The organism is Exiguobacterium sp. s152 (genome assembly GCF_018618335.1).
In the GTDB taxonomy this organism is placed as follows: domain Bacteria; phylum Bacillota; class Bacilli; order Exiguobacteriales; family Exiguobacteriaceae; genus Exiguobacterium; species Exiguobacterium chiriqhucha.
Window position 1 is genome coordinate 328488 of sequence record NZ_JACSLX010000001.1, and the last position, 20898, is coordinate 349385.

Genomic DNA, 20898 nt, shown 5'->3' on the forward strand with positions numbered 1-20898 from the left:
TCGACCGACCTGATCCCGTCTCTGTGGAGTTCACTGCTACTCGTTAAATCGAAAGTTGGTTCGAAAGATCGATCAACTGCATATCGAGCGTGTGTTTGTTATGGTCGAGCGCTTCATCGATATCAAGATCCATCATCTTACCGCCACGAATACCGACGACACGTCCGGCTTTGCCTTCGAGTAAAATCTCGACGGCATATGCACCCATGCGGCTCGCAAGCACACGGTCAGCAGCAGTCGGGGAACCGCCGCGTTGGATATGTCCAAGAATCGTTACACGCGTCTCTGAGTTTGTCTTCTCAGCGATCATTTTTCCGATTTCTTCGGCACTGCCTGCGCCTTCGGCGACAACGACGATTGAGTGTTTCTTACCGCGCGCCACACCATGGTTGATGCGGTCGACGATGGCACTCAAATCTTCTGGACGTTCTGGGACGAGGATTGACTCGGCACCACCGGCAAGACCGGCATAAAGTGCGATGTCACCTGCATCACGACCCATTACTTCGATGACGTACGTCCGCTCATGCGACGACGCCGTATCACGGATTTTATCAATCGCGTCAAGCGCCGTATTGAGCGCCGTATCGAACCCGATTGTCGCGTCCGTTCCTGGGATATCGTTGTCGATCGTTCCTGGAAGCCCGATTGTCGGGAATCCAAGTTCCGTCAACTTCTGGGCGCCACGGTAAGAACCGTCGCCCCCGATGACTACAAGCGCGTCGATATTGAATTTCTTCAACTGCTCGACCGCTTTGGCACGGCCCTCTTCCGTTCTAAACTCAGGGCAACGGGCAGAACGTAAGAAAGTTCCTCCACGCTGGATGATATCACCGACAGAACCGAGGTTCAATTCAACGAGATCTCCTTCGATTAGACCTTGATAGCCGTTATACACACCGTACACTTCTAGACCTTCGAAAATCGCTTTTCGGGTCACGGCACGGACTGCAGCGTTCATTCCGGGGGCGTCTCCCCCACTTGTCAATACCGCAATACGTTTTAAATTCACGTCACTCACCTCTTATGTGTTTTAACGAAATCTGAAAATAAAATACCATGTCTGACCTTTGTTTTACAACACAAGTATGTGAAAAAAAAGCATGGGGTGTGCTCAAAAGCAGTCAACCCGTGAGTGATTTAACGTGAACGCAAAGCGATTGTTAACGTTTTCACGAGCCAATTGTGCCAATTTCATGATATTTGGTAGCGCGCCCTTGCAACAACTCGTTTTGAGTCCGTCCTCGCAACTCAGTCATGTGTTGTGCTAATACAGGCTTTAAGAGCGATGACTGTAATGACACATCGATATGGGCCCCACCGAACACCTCGGTGACGACTTCATCGACAATCCCTAAATTCAACAAATCTTGTGCAGTAATCTTCATCGTTTCCGCAGCGCGTTCCGCAAGCTTCGCGTCTTTCCAAAGCAGGGCAGCCGCGCCTTCTGGTGAAATGACCGAGTACGTGCTGTTTTCAAGCATGAGCAACCGGTCGCAAACACCAATCCCGAGCGCACCGCCCGATCCGCCTTCCCCGATGACAATCGAGATAATCGGAACTTTCAACGTCGCCATTTCAAACAAGTTGCGGGCAATCGCTTCGCTTTGTCCACGCTCTTCGGCCGCTTTCCCAGGGTAGGCGCCTTTTGTATCGATGAACGTAATGACCGGACGATTGAACTTCTCTGCTTGCTTCATGAAACGAAGTGCTTTGCGATAGCCTTCTGGATGAGGCATCCCGAAGTTGCGTTTCATGTTCTCTTTCGTGTTCCGCCCACGTTGATGACCGATAATCGTCACCGGGACACCGTCGAGTGTGGCCAATCCCGCTACAATCGCAGCGTCATCGTAGCCGTGACGGTCACCGTGCAACTCAATGAAATCCGGGAACAGGCGATCGATATAATCGAGCGTCGTCGGCCGTTTCGGATTTCGCGCCAGCTGCACGCGATCCCACGGTTTCATATTCCCATAAATGTCTTTTTCTAATCGATGGAGCTTCGCTTCAAGGTGACGGATCTCACGGGATAAATCGATTCCTTTCGTCTCCGCCGTCTCACGCAACTTCCCGAGCTGTTCATTTACTTCTTTGATTGGATCAAACATGATGGACCTCCCCGCCGTGTAACTCAATCATCTTCTTCAAGAACGAACGCATCTGTTCACGATGAACAACGGCGTCCAGTTGACCCGCTTCTAATAGAAACTCGGCAGTTTGGAAGTTGTCTGGCAATTTTTCACGAATTGTCTGTTCGATGATGCGACGACCGGCAAAGCCAATCAACGCTCCCGGTTCGGCAACGTTCACGTCACCAAGCATCGCGAAACTCGCCGACACGCCACCTGTTGTCGGATGCGTCAAGTAGGCGACATACAGAAGACCCGCCTCGTCATGTTCTTTCAAGGCGATTGACGTATTGGCCATCTGCATCAAGCTGACCATGCCTTCTTGCATGCGGGCACCACCCGAGGCCGTGAACAGGACGACCGGCAATCCGTCTTTCGTCGCGGTCCGGACCGCCGAGGCGATCGCTTCTCCGACGTAGGCGCCCATCGACCCCATACGGAAGCGGGCATCCATGACGCAGACGACGACCGGCAGACCGTCGATTGTGGCACGACCGCAAACGATTGCTTCTTCAATCCCAGTTCGTTCCCTGTCTTTTTTCAATTTATCTTCATAATCTGGAAAATCAAGCGGGTTCTCTTTAACGAGCGGTCCCGCAAATTTTTCAAACGATTGACCATCGACCAACATGTGAATCCGCTCATCTACACTGAGCGGGAAATGGTAGCCGCAATCACACACTTTATGATTCTCGTTTAACTGTTTCGTGTAATGCATATATTTACAAGATGGACATTTCGTCATCAAGCCTTGTGGTGCATCAATCTTTGGTTCTCGTTGACGCAATGGCATATATCGTTTAGGTTTCTTGAAAAAAGCAGTCATCGCTTCCCCCTCGTTCATTCCGGCATCCCCGCCCCACGCCACATCTCCAACAATCGTCTACGTTCGTCTTCCGTATATAGGTCGCCTGCGTCCGTGCCGTCATAAAACCGGTTAACTTCGCTCCAGATTCGAATGAACAGTTCATTCTTTAATCCGAAGATAAGGTTTTGCCTGAAGGCGCGGTCCGTCTCAACGCTCGACTCAAGCAACGCGATGCGTTCCGGGGTCGGTTCGACCTCCGTCAACGCCAAGCGCTCAAGCAAACGCAACATATCAACGATGTCCGACGCCTTCGTCTGTTTCGTGACGATGAACTCTGACAAGATTTCAATGTAACGATGCCGATCCTGTTCGCACAAAAACGTGCCGCCGCCGTGTTTCGTCTCAACAATCCCAAGGAAGCTGAGAGCCCGTAATGCTTCACGGACTGAGGCACGGCTGATGGACAGCGTTTCAGCGAGTTCCCGTTCTGACGGGAGACGGTCGCCCGGCTCGAGTGCGGCCTGGACGATTAACGTTCTGATTTTAGAAATGTTTTCGTGAAATGAGGATGCGTGTTTTCCATGCATCTGACCGTTCAACTCCCTTTTGGATGGCATTATCTCTAAAGTGGTCAGACCAATTAAACAGATTATACCACTTTTTATGACTTGGTACTAGTTCTCGTGCCGGGCAATTTCGAGTCGACCCGTTTCAACACGACATCCGTATCGCCGAACCGCTGCCTCAATCCTTGCAACAATGCTTCTGTCGGATTGACGGCATATGTCGAGGCGAGTTGTTTCACTTCTTTCGAATCAGAGAATCGGCAAATGACGGGGACATCCCCTGGCGCTGTTCGCAATAGTTCTTCAAGATCGGCGAACGAATCCAGACGCAATCGGACGAACAACGCTTGGCCGTGGAGAGGCCGGACGCGTTCGACGACGAGTTGGCGACGCCCGTCCCGCTCATTCGGATGCACCTCGAGCAAGAGGACGTTCCCGACATACAGTGAACGAGAGAATTGGGTGAACACGCGTGGAAAAATCACGACCTCGTCTTGCGAGACGCCGTCATCGACCATGACGACACCCATCTCTTCATTCTTTTTCGTCTTGAACGTACGAATCGCATCGACGTAGACGACGATGAATCCACGTTCGCCGTTCAACACTTCATCGATCGTCACCGTCTCAATTGAGAGCGGGGCGACCGTCGTCAACGGCGAATGGACGATCCACGTCCCGAGTGCTTCCCGTTCTTCTTCGGACCAATTCGGCTCGATTGGTGCCGAGCGCTTCAAACCGAGTGCGGACAGCTCATCTGGGAGCAGATGCGTCTCTGTCTCCTCGCGAAGCCGTTCAACGGCCTCGAACGCACGGTGGCGATCGCCGTGATACATCCGGTCGAGGGCACCGGCTCCGAGCAGGCGCCGCAACTTCGGCTGGTCTTTCGAGCCCCACTCCATCAGTTCGAGCAGACGTTTTACGTCGGTGAATTCGGAATGGTGTTCAATCAACCGTTCGACGTCGCGTTTCGTCAAGCCTTGGACCGCCTTCAACCCGAGACGGACCCCTGGCCCTTCTAAAAAGGCCCCGGCTTGGCCATGAAGGACGTCCGGCGGATAGACGGGAATTTTCCCTTTTCGCAGCATGCGAACGAGTTGGTTCGTCTTGTCGTACGTGACGAGATAAAAAATCCGTTCGAAGTGCGCCTTCACGAAAGCCAAGCGATAACTGATCAAGCTGTAGGCCACCGCGTGTGAACGGTTGAAGCCGTAGCCCGCGAACTTCTCAATCCACGAGAATACTTGTCGCATCGAGTCGCTGTCGAACCGCTCCGACGAACGTTCCAAGAATCGACTCTTCTCGACGTCGATGGCCGCCACATCTTTCTTGGCGATGGCACGGCGAATCAAATCGGCCTCGGCATACGAGTAGCCGGCAAGTTCTCGCAGGAGGCGCATGACTTGCTCCTGATAGACGAGCACGCCGTTCGTCGTACGCATAATCTCACCGACGACCGGGTGGACCGGCTGATGCGGCATGCCATGCTTTCGCTTCGCATACGTATCGATAAACTGCATCGGACCTGGACGATAGAGCGACATCGTGACGACGATATCCTCGAACGTGGTCGGCTTCACTTGCCGGAGCGCTTGTTTCATCCCTTCCGATTCGAACTGGAAAATCCCGTCCGTGTCACCGCGAGCGAGCACCCGCAACGTCTTGGCGTCATTCAATGGAATTGTCTTCAGCGAGAACAGTTCATCCGTCTCGCGAATGAGCGTCTCCATCTGACGGAGTCTCGTCAAGTTGCGCAGACCGAGCAAATCGATTTTCAACAGGCCGAGCGCTTCGAGATCCTTCATATTATATTGGGTCACTTGCTCCCCTGCTGTCGGCTGTAACGGGGTGACGTCATCAAGCGCGTCGCGACTGAGTACGAGTCCGGCCGCGTGGACCGAGGCTTGACGGGGCAATCCTTCGAGCTGGGCGGCGATGTGTAACAGTTGCGACCGCTTCTGACTGCCGGCAAACCATTTCATCTTTGTCGGATTGGCCAAAATCCCGGCCAACCCGTCGTCTTTCACTTGTTTGCTGGCCGCCTGCCCTTCTTCAAGCGTCAGCCCGAGCGCCCGCGCGACATCACGTAGCGCCGCTTTCGCGCCGAACGTCGCGAGCGTCCCGATTTGGGCGGCGTGGTTGGCCCCGTATTTATCGAGGACATAGCGGACGACCTCATCGCGCCGCTCGTCTTCGAAGTCTAAATCGATATCCGGCATCGTGATTCGTTCCGGGTTCAAAAAGCGTTCGAATAACAGCTCGAACCGGACCGGGTCGACCTCGGTGATGTGAAGCGCGAAACTGACGAGTGATCCGGCCGCGGACCCACGCCCAGGACCGACTTCAATGCCTTGCTCCTTAGCGTAGCGGACGATATCCTCGACGATGAGGAAATACGAGGCGAAACCGGTCCGCGCTATGACGTCGAGTTCATAGCGGGCTCGTTCGATATATTCCTCTTGGAACAAGTCGAGCGCCTTCAATCGTTCGGCGACGAGACGCTTCAGTCGGTCGATCGCATGTTCAATCTCTGGAATCGACGAGGTCGCCTCCGGCAAGCGTGTGACCGAGATGAGGGATTCGAACTCGTCCAACGCCTCAAGCTCGATCGGTTCGAACCAATCGTTCATTTCGCTCGGCAGTCTTACGTACTTTCCTTTCCGATGCACATCTTCTTGTGAGATGAGCTCGCCTTCACCGATGGCGACGATGGCGCGATACGCCTCGAAATCCTCCGGTCTCATGTAACACGTGTCCGGGGCCGGTACGAGTCGTGTCCCCAGTTCGTCACGCATCTCGCGTAATTGCCGGAGCATCAGCGTCTGTTCCGTCGATTGCGGCGCCGGCAACCCGAGCCACAGTCTGTCTTCATTCACGTAACCGAGCAAATGGTTATAGAGGCGGCGGCGGTGAACCGGGTCGTTCGTTTTCCAGTTCTCCGGTAAGATGAGCACGGCCAGTTCGGTCGCTTCGGTCAAGCCATCGGCCTGGACGATGCGATACAGTTCGGGCACTTGTTCATCTGTCAACGCATAGACGAGAACGGAGACATCGAATCCATCCATTCGCAGCGTCGTCCGTAATCCGATAACGGGTTTAACCGCATAGCGTTCACATAATCGGACGAATTGCGGCAAGCCGTATAACGCATCGTCGGCCAAGGCGACTGCTCGACTCCCCCGTTCGGCCATCTGGGCGACATACTGTTCGAGCCGAATCGTACTTTGCATCAAGCTATAAGCCGATCGTACATTTAAGTGGATCACAAGAGTCCCCCTTTCTTTTTTCACAATTGTCAAACTCATTTTGGCACTTGTCTGATACAATAATTATAGACAAAACTTCTCCTAAAAGGGGGTATAAACCGTATGATTATTAATCGGGGTAAAATCGCACGTGACAAGCTAGAGAATTTACAGAACGGCCAGACCGTCTTCGCCGACAGTCCGGAGATTATCGAACGACTCCGACGTTATATCACCGAGTATCAACTCGATGTCGTCGAGGATGTGACCGACCGTGGTACGTGGTTCATTCCACAAGAAGAGGATAAACGCTGAAGAGAGCTGACCAACCGGTCAGCTCTCTTCTGTTTCGAACGTGAACGGGGCCGCGACTTCATCGAGCGCCGCGATCACCTCGTCCATCTCTTCCCACTTGTCAATCGTGGCACCGGCGGCCATCGGATGACCACCGCCGCGATAGCGTTTCGCCACTTCGTTGATGACCGGTCCTTTCGAACGGATCCGGACACGAATCTCGTCCTTGTTCTCGACGAACATGACCCAACACTTCAGCCCTTCGAGGCCAGAGAAGCTGTTGACGAGCAACGACGCCGCTTCCGGTGTCGCATGGAACGTGCGCAAGACGTCTGCATCGATTTTGACGTAGCCAACACCCGCGTCGGTCACAATGACGTTTTGTAAGACATAGCCTTGGAGTTGCAACGTCGCCAAATTCGTCTTATACATTTGACGATACAGCCGGTTCGTATCGATACCATGGTTAATCAGTTCGGCCGCGACTTCGAACGTACGTGGCGTCGCGTTGCGGAACTGGAACCGTCCCGTGTCGCCTACGATTCCGGCGAACAACAAGAATGCGGACGCCTCGTCAAGTTCAAGCCCCCAAATCCCTGCAAGTTCAGCAATCATCTCTGAGGTTGAACTAACGGTCGTGTCGACGATTTGATGGGTCGCATACGCATCCTCGTCAGGGTGGTGGTCAATTTTGACGACGGTTTTGCCGGTCAAGGCGTGCGGCCCATCGATTCGTTCATGGTTAGCCGTATCGAGCACGATGACGAGCGCCTCTTGATACATCTCCGGTTCGACATGCTCCATCTTACCTAAAAACTCTAAATCACGGACGATACCGCCGACGACATAGACCTGTTTTTCCGGATAGGCGACTTCAAGAATCCGCTTTAATCCGAGCTGACTCCCGAGCGCGTCAGGGTCGGGACGGACGTGTCGATGAATCATAATCGTGTCCGCCGCTTCAATCAATTTCAATATCGTTGCTGCCTCTGGCCAATGTGCCATTGCCATTCCTCGCTTTCTTGAACACTATTCTATGGTATGATGATAACAGATTACACGTCTGAAAGGGGTTTCTTCACTTGGGTCAATTAGTTATGATCGGACTCATTCTGTTTTCGTTAGGTGCTTACTTCGTTTCCAAACGACGCGCTTATTTGACGAAGACACCGTACCGGAAAGCACTGTTCAACACGCAAGCGCTCATCTGGCTGAGCATGTTTCTCGCACTCTTCGCCATCAACCAAATGGTTGGCGGACTCGGGCTCGGCTCGACGATCGGTTGGATCGTCAGCATCGCTATGCTCGTCTTGGGTGTCGGCAACGCCATCGTCGGGTTCATTCGCTATCGTAAAATCTATCCGCTCGCTAGCGAAGAGCCAATCAACCAATCATAAGAGAAATAGAAACGAGCTGATGATGGCATCAGCTCGTTTTTTTGTTAGCGGTCAATCAATTGCGCTGTGACGAGCGCCTTGGCGACGAGTTGGGTGCCTTGTGTCATCTCGACATCGACTTTCCCGAACTTCCGGCCAAGGTCGAACACGTTGGCCGAGACGCGAATTTGGCTCTCGATTTGAATCGGTTTCATAAAGTAGACCGTAATATTTTCGACGACGAGGTCGCCTTTTTTCATATGACGTAGACTGCGGGTCGCTCCTTCGACGAGCAACGTCGTCAACACCCCTGACGATGCCGTCCCCATGTGGCTCGTCATCTGTGGCGCGACCTCGACGGTGAACGCCGTCCCGTTCGAAGCTGGGTCTTCTTTCAACTGATTCGTGATCATATTGTCGAACGTCTCGCCGACTTGCGGTTGGCGGTTGGCGAGTTGGAGCGCCTTCAACACGTCTTGGCGGCTGATGATACCGAGCAGACGGCCATAGTTGTCGACGACCGGGAGCATCTCGATGCCTTCCCAAACCATTTGGTGAGCCGCATTGGTGACGCTCGTCTGAACGCCGACCGTGATTGGGCTCTTCGTCATCACTTTCTCGATTTCGGTGTCGTGCGGACGGTCGAGCAAGTCTTTCGCCGTGATGACGCCGACGACTTTCATCTGCTCGTCGATGACGGGATAACGGTTATGTTTCGTCCGTTCGTTCAGTTCGTGCCACCGTTTGACCGTATCGTCCACTTTCAAATAGAACGTGTCGTGCAGCGGGATGACGATATCCGAGACGAGTAGAATCTCTTTTTTAATCAAGCGGTCATAGATGGCCCGGTTGATCATCGTCGCGACGGTGAAACTGTCATACGACGTCGAGATGACCGGCATGTGATACTTATCGGCCATTCGTTTCACTTCATCGGTCGTGTCGAATCCCCCCGTGATCAACACGGCGCCACCGGACTGGAGCACAAGTTCATGCGCCTTTTCCCGGTTTCCGATGATGACGAGTGAGTCGACGTCGATATATCGCATCATCGCCTCAAGCTTCATCGCCCCGATGACGAACTTCGAGAGCGTTTTATGGAGCCCGTCTCGGCCACCGAGCACTTGTCCGTCGACGATATTGACGACTTCTGCGAACGTCAGCTTCTCAATATTCTCTTTATGTTTACGCTTGATGCGAATGGTGCCGACCCGTTCAATCGTCGAGACGAAGCCTAAATTCTCCGCTTCTTTGATGGCCCGATACGCCGTTCCTTCTGATACTGCCAATTCCTTCGCGATTTGGCGGACCGAAATTTTAGATCCGACATCGAGCGACTCGATATGTGCTATGATCTGTTCATGTTTTGTTGTCATGTCACGAGTCCCTTTCCTCAATACATTTTCTGTCATCTTCAGTATACTGTATCAGTCTTCCTTCTTCAAACTGTACTACTGAAAATGTGACATTTCCTTTCCGTTTTGGAAAACGGTATAATGAAACAGAACGCCAATGAACGAGAAGGAAGGGAAACGAGTTGAATCAACGAACCAACCATATTGCACAATCTTTGGCCACTAAAGGGTTAGACGCTGCTTTTGTCACGTCGAAAGCATCGGTCTTTTATTTTTCGGGAGTATATGCCGAGGCACATGAGCGGCTCATCGCCATCCTCGTCTTAAAGAACGGCACGACCGCTCTCGTCTGTCCGGCACTTGAAAAAGGCATTGTCGAGGCGAGCGACTGGAATGGCGATATCGTCACGTACATGGACCACGAAAATCCATGGGACAAAGTCGTCAAACTGTTCCTCGACCAACAGATTATCCCCGAGCGCATCGGGATTGAAGGCGAGCATTTGACCTACAACCGTGTCGAACAGCTCCGGGCCGGCTTTGCCGGTCTCTCGATCATCGACTTGACCGAAGAGCTTCAGGCGCTTCGCATGATCAAGTCTCCGGACGAGGTCCGCCTGATGAAACGCGCCGCCGAACTCGCTGATATGGCGATTGAGGCAGGAATTCGCGCCTTGCGTGAAGGCGTGACCGAGCTCGAGGTCATCGCCGAGATCGAATATGCGATGAAGAAACAAGGTGTCCGCGAGATGTCGTTCGACACACTCGTCTTGTTCGGCGAGAACAGTGCCGATCCGCACGGCGTACCCGGCAATAACCGCTTGAAGAAAGGCGACTTCGCCTTGTTCGACCTCGGTGTCATTTGGCAAGGCTATGCCTCGGATATCACGCGTACCGTCGTCTACGGCGAAGCGAGCACGAAGCAACGTGAAATTTATGAGACCGTCCTTAAGGCCGAAGAAGCCGCCATCGAGATGGCGAACGTCGGGACGACGCTCGGGTCAATCGACATTGCGGCTCGCCAAGTCATCACGTCGGCCGGCTACGGCGAATACTTTACGCATCGCGTCGGACACGGAATCGGCATCGAGGTGCACGAATTCCCGTCGATGGCTGCTAACAATGATATGACGGCCCAAGTCGGGATGACGTTCACCGTCGAACCAGGAATTTATCTCCCTGGCGTCGGCGGCGTCCGCATCGAGGACGATATCGTCATGACCGAGAATGGTCCGATCTTGTTGACGAGTTACCCGAAGACGCTCCAAGAAATCAATTGAGTCACAAAAAAGACCAGCCGTACGCGGCTGGTCTTTTTCACGGTCAATAAAAGAGTCTGAACATGACGTCACGTTGCGGCACATCATTCCGTTCCATCGTTTCCAGAAATGCCCGCTTGTCATAACGGACCGACTGCGGATGGATGGCGAAGCCTGTCTGATCCCACTCGAGGATGCCGTAACGGGCCAAATCGTCACGGGCGACACCGAGCGCACCGGGATTGAAATAATGTTTCGTGTCGTCATGGAACACATGCTCCGGATGATGGTGCCCGAAACAGATGACGTCCGCTTCATAAGACCCGTACAGCGACTGCATGTTCGAGAGCGTCGCCTCGACGATGTCATGGAACGGCTCCTCGGTGATCGGCACGTCCCGCTTCTCGCTCGGGATATGATAATGAATCCCATATACCCGCGTATCCTCGACAACGCGTTCAATCGTACGCGGCAACTTGAAGAGCGCGTCCGCATAGTCAGGCCTGAGCGTGCGCGCCACCCACTCATGATGCGGACGGGTATGGGCATAACTGTCGGGGTGACCCGTCCCGGCCATAAGCGATAAGACGGCCTCATCATGGTTGCCGGTGATCAAGTGTACACCACGGTCGAGCAGACGCGCCATCACTTCGTTCGAGTCGGGCCCCATCGCGATCATATCGCCCAAACTCCAAATCTCGTCGACCTGCTGGCAATCGAGCTCGGCCAGCACCGCGTCGAGCGCTTGGACGTTTCCATGGATATCGGTCAACATGGCCAATTTCATGCGGTTTCCCCCTTATTTTCGGTATTGATGGACGACGTTGACGCCTCCGGTCACATCGATGATGGCACCTGTGACCATATCGGAATTGCGGGCGAGCAGGAATAGAATCATGCGGGCGATGTCTTCGCCCGTCCCGTGTCGTCCGACCGGGGTCTGGTCGTCCGGTTCGGCCGCTTCGATTCGCATTTCTTTTTGCGCGCCGACGATATTGCCCGGGTTAATCATATTGGCTGTGATGCCGTGTGCCGCTTCCTCGAGTGCGACCGATTTCGTCAAACTGACGAGCCCGGTTTTGGCGGCCGCGAAAGCCGACCGATGAACCCAGCCCGGTGCCGTCCCACTCTCCGGGAAGCCATATGTGATGATGCGGCCGAATCGTTTTGCCCGCATACTCGGGATAGCCCGGCGCATCAGCCAAAACGAGGCTGACAAATTGCCGCTGATGACCTCGTCCCACTCCTCGTCCGTCAAATCGACGAGACACTTCCGTTCGAAGATGTAAGGCCCGGCGTTCAAGATGAGCGCGTCCGGCTCTCCGAATTTGGCCACCGCCTCTTCATAGCCACTCAGAACAGCTTCGCGGTCCGTCAACGGGGCCTCGACCATATGTAACCGTTCATGTTGCCAATTGATCGGCTTCCGCTGCAATACACTGACGTGCCAACCTTCCTCCAATAATCGTTCCGTCACAATGCGGCCGATCCCTTTCGCACCGGCCGTGATGACTACATGTTTCATCGTCATCCCTCCTCTGTATCATCTTACCCGTTCCGCTTGCCCATTTCCAAACTTCAACCTGTTCCATCAGAAAGTTGTGAAAATTTCACACATTTCTGAAAGAACCGGGCGTGAATTGAAGCAGAAGTGGTATACTATACATGTAAGCCGCACGTACATTTCAAGCGAAAGGTTGGGATTTACATGGCAATTGTCTACAAACATATTCTATCTGCCGTCGACGGCTCGAAAGAGGCCGAACGTGCATTTGAAACAGCAATCGACGTCGCACTTCGAAACGATGGCAAACTGTATATCGGACACGTCATCGATACACGGACATTCGCCACGGTTGAAGCGTACGACCGGACGATTACCGAGCGTGCTGAGACGTATGCGAAAGAACTGCTCGAGGACTACGTCAATCGCGCGAAAGAACGAGGTGTCAAAGAAGTGGAGACGGTCATCGAGTACGGCTCTCCGAAAGTGACGATCGCTAAAAAAATCGCACCGAATCACGACATTGATCTCATCATCTGTGGAGCAACCGGGTTGAACGCCGTCGAACGCTTCTTCATCGGTAGCGTCTCTGAAAGCATCGTCCGCTACTCGAAGTGTGACGTTCTCATTGTCCGCCAATAACAAGCCAAGGGCCAGCGCGCACGCGTTGGCCCTTTCGTGTGGGGTTGCTTATGATATCGGGTTGTCGGTCGGCCGAAGCGTCTCAGCCGCCAGATTGCTGAACTCGCGAAGATAATCGAGATAGCGGTCGCCCCCATAGTTATAGCGTTTGTTATACATCCTGACAACGACGGCTCGATAGGCGGGAATGACCAATAGCAATGGTCCGGTGTTCCCGAGGATTTGATACGACCCTGTCGGTACAGCCTCCCCTAGTTCGCTCCACGCTTTCGGCACGCCTTGGACATACCAGAACAGCCCGTTTGTCGGGAACGTTGAATTGGCATACTCGGGACTTTGAATCGAGGTCGCGAGACGAATCACTTCTTCCGGCACAATCTGAACGCCTCGATGACGTCCGTTATTCAAATGAAGATTGCCCCATGCAGCGAATTCTCGCGCAGTCGTATGTAGATTCGACCCCATCCCATCATCAAAAGGATACAACTTATACGACGCTTCCTCGTCAGGAACGTCCACGACTTTGACAAGACTCGGTGCCGCACGAGTCGCCCATTCCGTTCGTGAGAGTCCCATCGGCTGAAACACCCGCTCTCTTAATAAGTGAGTGAAATCATATCCGTACAACCGTTTAAACAAATTCGTCACGATTTCGACGTTCACACCCTGATATGCCCATCCCTCACCTGCATCGAACTCACGAAATACCAAACCCGTCTCATCCTAGTTCAATCCGTGCGAGTGCGTGACCAAATGCCGAATCGTCGTCCCTCGAAACGTGCCCACGTCATACTCGTCAAAATAATCAGAGACCAAATCATCGAGATGCCGAATCTTTCCTTCATACAACGCATAGGCAATCGCCAGTCCCAAATAGCTTTTACGGGCCGAAGCGACGTTGAACATCGAATTGACGTCAACCACTTTTGAATCATGATTCGAATGGAAGCCGTCATAATGTTCGAACACGATGCGATCGTCTTGCAGGACTAGCAGCGCGGCGGCACTGCTTTGATTGAGGTGCTGAATATCTTTTACATATGAGATCAATGCACTGTAAGTCGTCTCCACGTCACCTTCCCCCCTTTCAACCTGCATACGGTCTTCTCGACAACCATTCAATTTCCTTCTACTCAAGTTGCCACACCTCGATCTTCATCCGGTGCAATCCGTTTCAGCGAATCAAAAAAAGGGCCACCGCAAATGCGATAGCCCCTCGTTCACGTATTATAACACTTTGACAGTCACTGTTTTGCGACCGAATTTAAGAGCCGCACTTTGCGAGTACATCAAGATGTCGATTTTGTTACCTTTGATGGCGCCGCCTGCATCAGCCGCTGTATATGTGCCCATCAACTTTCCTGCGACATATACTTGTACTTTCTTACCAAGCGGGATGACGCGCGGATCGACAGCGATGACGTTACGTTTTTGCGCACGTACGTTCCAGCCTAGCGCCGTAACGCCTGAACATCCTTTGCAATATGGTGTGTAAGCTGAAGCATTCATTTTATACGTTTTAGACTTCATACTGGTTTTTGCTACCGACTTCGCAGATTTCTTTACTGCTTTTAAGTATTTAGCAGAGACCCAACCCGTTTTCCCTTTATAGTTGACGCGAATCCAAGCTCCTTTTGAGCCAGTACGCTGAAGTTGTTGTCCTTTATTGATCTTCCCAATCACTTTACCGCTGAGCGTCCCTGCCGAGCGGACGTTCAATCCGTTGACTTGGCTTTGTACGTATACTTTTGAAGACGCCTCAACTTGTTGTTGGGGTAAGAGCATAGCGAGTGTCATGACCGTCAGTAGTAAGACCGTTCCAATTTTTTTGAGCATGTGGTTTGTCCTCTCCTAGTCGGTTTGTTCGTAGTAAGTTCGTGTTGTCGAATCTGTGGTGCTGTTCCAGTTGAAACATGTCGTATCGATTACGGAATGTTTCGTCCAGATAACTATATGACGAATCGCATGACCGTGCGTTTACAACTAAAATTCATTTGAGTGTCAGCTAAGTTACGATTACATTACAAAACCGTCATCCTTTAAGCCTGGATGACGGTTTAAATAAAATTCTTTAGGTTTCGTCATATCAATTCCCAATTAAAGGAATAAATATATCTGCTTTGTTACGGAAACCATGTTTTCTTACGCCAAATGTTACAAACAATCACTTTCGATTCGGTCCATCGTCACAAAACCATCTCGTGCCGTATGCCAAAAGCACTAAAAAACGCCCGTGCCGGATGAATCCGGCACGGACGCTGTAACAGCTTAAACGTGTGATTCGACGAGGTTGGCGATGCGAACAGTATCGCGTGCGATGACCAATTCTTCGTTCGTCGGGATAATGATGACTTTGACCGGTGAGTGCGGGTAGTTGATGAACAACTCTTTGCCACGTGCTCCGTTGTTGAGTGATGGATCCCAGTAGACGCCCATGAACTCAAGGCCACGAAGGATGCGCTCACGGATGACGTCAGAGTTTTCTCCGACACCAGCTGTGAAGATGATCGCATCGACACCGTTCATCTCTGCCGCATATTGACCGATATAACCGTGGATGCGGTTCGAGAAGATTTTGAGCGAGACTTCGGCACGGTGGTTGCCTTCAGCCGCTGCTTGCTCGATGTCACGCAAGTCACTCGAGATACCCGAGAGACCGTAGACACCTGACTCTTTGTTCATGACGTTCAATACGTCTTCAGCCGACTTGCCAGTCTTCTGCATCAAGAACGGGATGAGGGCCGGGTCAAGTGATCCCGAGCGTGTTCCCATCGTGATTCCTTCGAGTGGCGTGAAGCCCATCGTCGTGTCGATCGAACGACCACCGGCAACCGCTGCGATTGAAGCACCGCTACCGAGGTGGCACGAGATTAAACGAAGGTCTTCAAGCGGACGACCGAGAAGCTCTGCCGCACGTTGCGTGACGTACTTGTGGCTCGTTCCGTGGAAACCGTACTTCCGGACGCCGTGCTCCGTGTAGTACTCATACGGAAGGCTGTACAAGAAGTTCTCTTCTGGCATCGACTGGTGGAACGCCGTGTCGAAGACCGCGACTTGCGGTACGTTCGGTAAAATCGTTTGAAACGCACGAATCCCCGTCAAGTTTGGCGGGATGTGGAGCGGTCCGAGTTCGACGAACGATTCGATGTTCTTCATGACTTCATCGTCGATAACGACCGAATCCGCGTACAACTCTTTTCCATGAAGGACACGGTGACCGACGCCTGCGATTTCGTCGAACGACTGAATAACATCAAGGTCAATCAATTTTTCGAGCGAGAGCTCGACCGCTTCTTTATGTGAATGAAGCGGTGTGACGATATGGAACTTTTGTCCTTCGCCATATTTAATCGTGAAGATCGCATCTTCTTTTCCGACACGCTCGACGAGCCCGACGGCGAGCATCTTCTCAGATGGCATTTCGAGAAGTTGGAACTTTAATGACGAACTACCTGCGTTGACTGCCATAATTTTTGTCATGTCATACACCTCTTACCTTTCGATTTAAACACGAGTCTTTATCTGTTCTCTTAAAAACCGATAACTGTATCATAATGAAGATACTTGATATGGCATATGTTTTTCAAGTCTTTTGCCCAATAAAAATTATGTTGTTTTAAACCAATCATCAATCTGTTTCACAATATTGGCAACAGCACGTACATCCGTGAACGATGGCAACTCGACGAGGAGTGCTTGTTTCGGGCGTTTGACGCCTTCCCCAAGCTTTTGTAACATCAATAGGCTTTTCGCATACCGCTCATCTTTGAACATCGTCGTCGGCAATTGAAGAACACCTTTGACGACGGCCTCACGGTCCATCCACTGTTTTAATTTCCCTTCGTCATCCTGTTCAAACAAATTGTTCGGGATGACAAAGATCCCGTGACCGCCTGGTTTCAAGTGACGCATCGCCTGCTCGATCAACAAGAAGTGCGAGTAAGAATGGCCTTCATCCCGTTTCAAGGCGTAGCCGGATGCCATGTCGTCGTTCGGATAATAGCCGATCGGCAAATCGACGAGCGCTAAGTCGCTCGGCTCGACGAATAGCGGTGCGAGTGCGTCTTGATGGAAGTACGAAACCGGCTTACCGAGCAAGTTGCTGATTGCGTACGACAGGCGAAGCATCGTCTCGTCGACTTCAACCGCCTGCGCGGTGGCATCTTTCAATTGTGTCAACACGGCGTGGACGAGCGTGCCCGTTCCGCTGCCGAGTTCCAGCACGTTCGCCCCGTCCTTGACGAGCTTCGTCGCCAAGTACCCGATGAACAGGCTGACGGCGTCCGGTGTCGGTTGATGGTTCGGCGGGAGTGTCGTCGTCTCCTCGAGGACGAGCAGACTGACGGCTTTGCGGACATCATCCGTTTTCTCCTGTTCGACATTGACTCGCTCAAACACTTCAATCAATGCCTCGAGCGGCAATAAGTCAAGGTCTGTCGTCAGCTTCTTCGCTTCTTTCTTCCAATCCCGATACAGTTGTTCAAATCGTTCCATCTTCGATCATCCTTTCCATACAAAACCGGCCCTCTTGTGGAGAGCCGGTCGGTTCACTTCTATTAGTGTAAGCGATTCGTGGTCGTTTCGCCAAGCGAATCAGTTCGCAGCGTCAAACGCCTCGAGCGCCGCATCGAAATCAACTTCCTCTGTCATCTCATCCATGTACTGGACATACTGGACCGTACCGGCCGAGTCGATGACGAATACCGAACGTGCGAGAAGACGGAGTTCTTCCATCAATACGCCGTACGATTTCGCGAACGATTGGTCGCGGTGATCCGATAACATGACGACATTATCAAGTCCTGACGCCGCACACCAGCGACGCTGTGCGAACGGTAAGTCGTTTGACACCGTCAAGACGGTACCGCCGAGCGATGACGCCTTCTCGTTGAATGCGCGTGTTTGCGTGTCACAGACACCTGTGTCGATCGATGGAACGACACTAATCAATTTCTTGCCTGGGTATGACGCGAGCGTCACCTCTTCAAGTGCCGTCGTGAGCGCTGTAAAGTCCGGTGCAGTATCTCCGACTTTGACCGGGTTCCCTTGCAGTGTAACGGTATTGCCTTTAAATGTTGGCATCGTTTCATCCCCTTTTGCATGATTTATACTTCTTCATCATAGCGATGGCGCCGTCTCGATGACAAGCATCCTGCCTCAGACGGCCTGATTGTGATTTTCCCTATATCGAGCGTCTAAAACGCTGTATAATGAAAGAGACTCAATTGACAAAGGGGATGACTAGGATGAGAAACAACGTTTTTTTGTACCATCGTAACGTCAACGACTTTACAAAAGAAGTAAAAAAATTAATCGAAATCGGTGAGAAATACGGCTTCAACGTCGTCAATCGCCCTGAAGACGCCAACATCATCGTCGCCATCGGGGGAGATGGCGCGTTCTTGCAGGCTGTCCGCTATACGGGATTCCGTCAAGATGCCATTTACGTCGGGTTTGGCCGCGGCTTGAACGAGTTTTATTGCGATTTCGATATACATAAACTCGACGAAGTCGATCGCTTGTTCTCGGACAACAGCGCCCGTATCGAAGCCGGTCTCGAGGTGCGGAAATACCCGCTCTTGTCGGCATCCATCAATGAATCGACTCCGATGCTTTGTTTGAACGAAGCCTCAATCAAGTCGAGTATCATCAAATCGCTCGCCATCGAAGTGTACATCGACGATCTCCATTTCGAGACGTTCCGCGGCGACGGCATGGTCGTCTCGACACCGACCGGCTCGACAGCGTACAACAAATCACTCGACGGCGCTATCGTCGATCCGCTCATCCCATGTATGCAAGTGAGCGAGATCGCCTCGGTGAACAACAATCGTTACCGCACGCTCGGCTCTTCGTTCATCGTGCACGACTCGCGCAAACTCTCGCTCCGCATCGTTGAGGATGGGAACGACTATCCGATTATCGGCATGGACAACGAGGCGCTCAGCTTGAAATATACAGACCGCATCGATATCGAACTTTCTGATCAGGTCATTAAGACCGTCAAACTGAAAAACAACTCGTTCTGGCACAAAGTCCAGCGTTCATTTTTCTAAACGACAAAAGGCTAGCCGTCCCTCGTGGATGGCTAGCCTTTCCTTATGCGTTGACGACATTGGCCTCGTATACCGGCGTCCCCTCGACGACCGTCATGACGAGTCGATTGTCGAGGATGTCGCGTCCACGCAGGTCGAAGAAGTCCTCTTCCCACACCGTGAACGTCGCGTTATAGCTCTGAATCAACAAGCCGTCGCGTCCGTGTGTGCCTGTCGCGACACGCGGTGCATACGTGAAGCTGCGGAGCGCCTCATACATCGATAGGCGTTCCGGCGGGTTGAGCGCCCCCGACTCCTCAAATGACTGACGGGTGACCGCCGCATATAAACCTTTCCGTACATCGACGGTAGAAATCGGGGCGTCACTGCCTCCGAGGACGAGCGCTCCGGTATCGAGCATCGATTTGAAGCGGTAGGCGTCATCGACGCGCTCGTTGCCGAGCCGGTCGAACAACAAGTTCATGTCGTCCGACAAGAAGATCGGTTGGGCATCAATCAACACCGGCAGCGCTTGAATCCGTTTTAAGAGCGCGTCGTTCAAGAGTGAGGCGTGAATGATTCGGTCTCGCGTCCCACGCTTGGCCGGATATTTCTCGAGCAGCGTGATGAACTGTTCGGCGGCGGCGTCCCCAATCACGTGGGCCGCTACGTTCATCCCGTAGGACCGCGCCTTTTTGACAAGCGCCTCGAGATGATCCGGACGATGAACCTCGATTCCCCGCTGTGCCGGATCATCCGTGTACGGTTCCGACAAGAGTGCCGTCCGTCCCCCGAACGATCCGTCGACGAATAATTTCATCGCCCCGAAATCAAAACGCGGGCGCTTGGCGAGCGCGTCGTGACGAATCAACGTATCAACGACTTGTTCATGGACGAGCAGATGCGCGTGGAACGGGAGGTCCGCCAAAACGTCTTCATACGCTTGAATCGTCTCGAGCGGATCACCGTGATAGAACAAGTCTTCCGTATGGGCATTGACGATGCCGTGGGCGAACAGAGAGTCGATGGCCCGGTGGAGCGAGGCGACATTTTTCTCGCGATTTCCGCCCAGCTCTTTGTGGAGCAGGTCGAGCGCCGCATCGTACAGCACCCCGTTCAACTTGCCATCCGCATCGCGTCCGAGCTTCCCGCCTTCGATGACAGTATGATGAATCAAGCCGAGCCGCTCCAATCCTTTCGAGTTGACGACGGCAACGTGACGACAGACCCGTTTCAAGACGACGGGCCGGTCCGGAATGACGGCATCAATCATCTCACGCGTCGGCATCTCGCCAAGCAGACGGTCATTGAACCCTTCCGCGACAATCCAATCGTCGTTACCATTCTTTTGCTTCATCGATTCGAGCAGAGCTTGCAAGTCCGTCGTCTCGGTCGCATCGATCCGGTCGAGCGCTTCCCCGTACCCGATCAAGTGGATGTGTGAGTCGGTGAACGCCGGATAGACGCTCTTCCCTTCAAGATTCACAATCTGCTTGATTCTTCCGGCGTATGTACGACGAAGGTGGCCTTCTTCCCCCATCTTCAAGATCCGGCCGTGCTCCACGTACATGGCACGAGCATGTTCATGCTCTTTGTTCATCGTATAAATCTTTCCGTTAACCCATAGCGTTCCCATCACAAAATTCCTCCTCGATTCAAAAAAGATTGACGTACACGTTAATTCC

At 52.6% G+C, this 20898-nt stretch carries 19 protein-coding genes and 1 pseudogene; 5 read left to right on the top strand and 15 right to left on the bottom strand.

Annotation, left to right across the window (positions count from 1 at the left end):
• Positions 1-43: 43 nt before the first annotated feature.
• The 5 genes from pfkA to dnaE form a co-directional block, all read right to left on the bottom strand.
• Positions 44-1012: a 6-phosphofructokinase gene (gene pfkA, locus KNP72_RS01720; protein WP_214831905.1), complete on the bottom strand. Its 969-nt coding sequence runs from the start codon at positions 1010-1012 to the stop codon at positions 44-46.
• 160 nt (positions 1013-1172) lie between these two features.
• A complete protein-coding gene (locus KNP72_RS01725; protein ID WP_214717521.1) occupies positions 1173-2108 on the bottom strand; it encodes an acetyl-CoA carboxylase carboxyltransferase subunit alpha in 936 nt (311 codons plus the stop codon).
• Positions 2101-2955: an acetyl-CoA carboxylase, carboxyltransferase subunit beta gene (gene accD / locus KNP72_RS01730; protein WP_214832261.1), complete on the bottom strand. Its 855-nt coding sequence runs from the start codon at positions 2953-2955 to the stop codon at positions 2101-2103. The genes KNP72_RS01725 and accD overlap by 8 nt, the downstream gene beginning before the upstream one ends.
• Before the next feature lie 14 nt (positions 2956-2969).
• Complete coding sequence (locus KNP72_RS01735) at positions 2970-3524, bottom strand: FadR/GntR family transcriptional regulator (protein ID WP_021065617.1); 555 nt, start codon at positions 3522-3524, stop codon at positions 2970-2972.
• A gap of 74 nt (positions 3525-3598) precedes the next feature.
• Positions 3599-6769 carry a DNA polymerase III subunit alpha gene (gene dnaE / locus KNP72_RS01740; RefSeq protein WP_353048436.1) on the bottom strand — a complete coding sequence of 1057 codons (3171 nt, stop codon included), beginning with the start codon at positions 6767-6769 and terminating at the stop codon, positions 3599-3601.
• Between the two features lie 102 nt (positions 6770-6871).
• Here dnaE and KNP72_RS01745 point away from each other — a divergent pair, with 102 nt between their 5' ends.
• Positions 6872-7063 (top strand): YtzJ family protein, encoded by a 192-nt coding sequence (locus tag KNP72_RS01745; RefSeq protein ID WP_021065615.1) that lies wholly within the window; start codon positions 6872-6874, stop codon positions 7061-7063.
• Between the two features lie 18 nt (positions 7064-7081).
• On the opposite strand, the gene KNP72_RS01750 is transcribed toward KNP72_RS01745, so the two are convergent.
• On the bottom strand, positions 7082-8047 hold the full coding sequence (locus KNP72_RS01750; RefSeq protein ID WP_214717527.1) for a DHH family phosphoesterase: 966 nt from the start codon (positions 8045-8047) through the stop codon (positions 7082-7084).
• Positions 8048-8124: 77 nt separating this feature from the next.
• On the opposite strand from KNP72_RS01750, the gene KNP72_RS01755 reads away from it, so the two are divergent.
• Positions 8125-8439, top strand: coding sequence for a YtpI family protein (locus KNP72_RS01755; RefSeq protein ID WP_251128808.1), 315 nt, complete (start codon positions 8125-8127; stop codon positions 8437-8439).
• Between the two features lie 44 nt (positions 8440-8483).
• On the opposite strand, the gene KNP72_RS01760 is transcribed toward KNP72_RS01755, so the two are convergent.
• Positions 8484-9794, bottom strand: a complete 1311-nt coding sequence (locus KNP72_RS01760; protein ID WP_021065612.1) for a DRTGG domain-containing protein — start codon at positions 9792-9794, stop codon at positions 8484-8486.
• 161 nt (positions 9795-9955) lie between these two features.
• On the opposite strand from KNP72_RS01760, the gene KNP72_RS01765 reads away from it, so the two are divergent.
• Positions 9956-11053, top strand: a complete 1098-nt coding sequence (locus tag KNP72_RS01765; protein WP_214717529.1) for a M24 family metallopeptidase — start codon at positions 9956-9958, stop codon at positions 11051-11053.
• Between the two features lie 43 nt (positions 11054-11096).
• Here KNP72_RS01765 and KNP72_RS01770 read toward each other — a convergent pair whose 3' ends face one another.
• Both KNP72_RS01770 and KNP72_RS01775 read right to left on the bottom strand, forming a co-directional pair.
• Entirely contained in the window at positions 11097-11819 is a 723-nt protein-coding gene (locus KNP72_RS01770; protein ID WP_214831907.1) for a metallophosphoesterase family protein, read from the bottom strand.
• 12 nt (positions 11820-11831) lie between these two features.
• Positions 11832-12557, bottom strand: a complete 726-nt coding sequence (locus KNP72_RS01775; RefSeq protein WP_214717531.1) for an SDR family oxidoreductase — start codon at positions 12555-12557, stop codon at positions 11832-11834.
• Positions 12558-12740: 183 nt separating this feature from the next.
• On the opposite strand from KNP72_RS01775, the gene KNP72_RS01780 reads away from it, so the two are divergent.
• A complete protein-coding gene (locus KNP72_RS01780) occupies positions 12741-13178 on the top strand; it encodes a universal stress protein (protein ID WP_021065608.1) in 438 nt (145 codons plus the stop codon).
• Between the two features lie 48 nt (positions 13179-13226).
• Here the strand turns inward: KNP72_RS01780 and KNP72_RS01785 are convergent.
• The 5 genes and pseudogenes from KNP72_RS01785 to tpx all read right to left on the bottom strand — a co-directional run bounded on the left by KNP72_RS01785 (position 13227) and on the right by tpx (position 18260).
• Positions 13227-14276 (bottom strand): annotated as a pseudogene (locus tag KNP72_RS01785) (serine hydrolase domain-containing protein).
• Positions 14277-14405: 129 nt separating this feature from the next.
• Positions 14406-15014 carry a 3D domain-containing protein gene (locus KNP72_RS01790; protein WP_214717535.1) on the bottom strand — a complete coding sequence of 203 codons (609 nt, stop codon included), beginning with the start codon at positions 15012-15014 and terminating at the stop codon, positions 14406-14408.
• A 432-nt stretch (positions 15015-15446) separates the two neighbouring features.
• Complete coding sequence (locus KNP72_RS01795; RefSeq protein ID WP_214717537.1) at positions 15447-16658, bottom strand: acetate kinase; 1212 nt, start codon at positions 16656-16658, stop codon at positions 15447-15449.
• Positions 16659-16784: 126 nt separating this feature from the next.
• Positions 16785-17672 carry a class I SAM-dependent methyltransferase gene (locus KNP72_RS01800; protein ID WP_058764001.1) on the bottom strand — a complete coding sequence of 296 codons (888 nt, stop codon included), beginning with the start codon at positions 17670-17672 and terminating at the stop codon, positions 16785-16787.
• A gap of 99 nt (positions 17673-17771) precedes the next feature.
• Positions 17772-18260 carry a thiol peroxidase gene (tpx, locus tag KNP72_RS01805; protein ID WP_021065603.1) on the bottom strand — a complete coding sequence of 163 codons (489 nt, stop codon included), beginning with the start codon at positions 18258-18260 and terminating at the stop codon, positions 17772-17774.
• 155 nt (positions 18261-18415) lie between these two features.
• On the opposite strand from tpx, the gene KNP72_RS01810 reads away from it, so the two are divergent.
• Positions 18416-19234 (top strand): NAD kinase, encoded by an 819-nt coding sequence (locus KNP72_RS01810; RefSeq protein ID WP_031199840.1) that lies wholly within the window; start codon positions 18416-18418, stop codon positions 19232-19234.
• 43 nt (positions 19235-19277) lie between these two features.
• On the opposite strand, the gene KNP72_RS01815 is transcribed toward KNP72_RS01810, so the two are convergent.
• A complete protein-coding gene (locus tag KNP72_RS01815; RefSeq protein ID WP_214831908.1) occupies positions 19278-20849 on the bottom strand; it encodes an amidohydrolase in 1572 nt (523 codons plus the stop codon).
• Positions 20850-20898 lie beyond the last annotated feature (49 nt).